Here is a 1,024-nt window from a genome sequence, read left to right as displayed (position 1 = left end):
CATACGCTTATCGGCAATTTTTATCTCCTGTGGGAATGGCGTTGATAGCCCATAAATTTTGGCAGCTTGCTGCAAACACTTTTCTTCCGCCGCAACATAATCAGCCATATGCGGACTATGTTTTATCGGACTAGGCACGTCCATACCGGTTAACCCTTCGAAAATCTCGTGCGCCATAGCCCACTTTTTAAGTTCTATATCATAATTATCAAAAATACTTTCTAGTGCCAAGCAATGCTGCGCCACGCTATAAAATTCCGTAGTCTGCCCCCAAAACCTACAAATGCGCGATAAAGTTAGCGCCACTACATTGATATCAAAATCTTCATCCTCAAGATTAAAGGGGTCGATAAGTCGACCGCTGCTATTCATTACCTTTGAAAACATATTACACTCCTCAACGTAACGAGAGTGCTCGTTTCGTTAAAAACCCCTGGCAAATCATACCAACTCTATTTGCAAAAATGATACGTGCTGCATCCAAACTATTTATTTCGGGTATAGTATCATTTACGGGTTCTCCCAATAGCTCCGCAGCAAAAACCCTTATTATATAGCGATTAGTTGCAGTCTCTTCAAGCTTTACGATATTATTACCCATACTAAAATAGTCGACTAATTTGTTTCCATTTTCCACCACGTATCCCCGTTTCATTGTTTAAGGAAGCTCAAAGCCTAATTTTAAAATAGGGCGTAGACTTGCTTTTTGATTATCCGTATTCAACATTTCTTCGGCCATTGCGCGATTTTGGCGCACGTTGCCAAGTCGCTTTAAAACACCGTCTTTATCAATAAATTCCCAATACCAAAGGACGTCATCGGCTTTTATAAAATCGCCTAAGTTCATTCCGTCCATCCCAAGCGATCCGACGTGCCAAATATCGGCAGGACGAGAGCAGCCTGCAAAACCTTTGCGCACCACCTCGTCGCCGTCTTTAAATTTCGGCTCTTCGAGTTTGACACGATATTCAAAGTTATCCCAATTCCAAAGCGGCGATTCTGTAGGCGCCCACCTTTCATCTTC

At 42.4% G+C, this 1,024-nt stretch carries 2 protein-coding genes; both read right to left on the bottom strand.

The features are described 5' to 3' along the window. Positions 1-387, bottom strand: a 387-nt coding sequence (locus tag Q0256_RS08360; protein WP_297962156.1) for a hypothetical protein, incomplete at its 3' end; no start/stop codon positions are given. Positions 388-658: 271 nt separating this feature from the next. Then, positions 659-1,024, bottom strand: a 366-nt coding sequence (locus Q0256_RS08355; protein WP_297962154.1) for a hypothetical protein, incomplete at its 5' end; no start/stop codon positions are given.

The sequence above is a fragment of the uncultured Campylobacter sp. genome, assembly GCF_937949835.1.
Classification (GTDB): Bacteria; Campylobacterota; Campylobacteria; order Campylobacterales; family Campylobacteraceae; genus Campylobacter_B.
The sequence above is the reverse complement of the archived record's forward strand: the minus strand, read 5'-3'. Positions and strand labels throughout refer to the sequence as shown.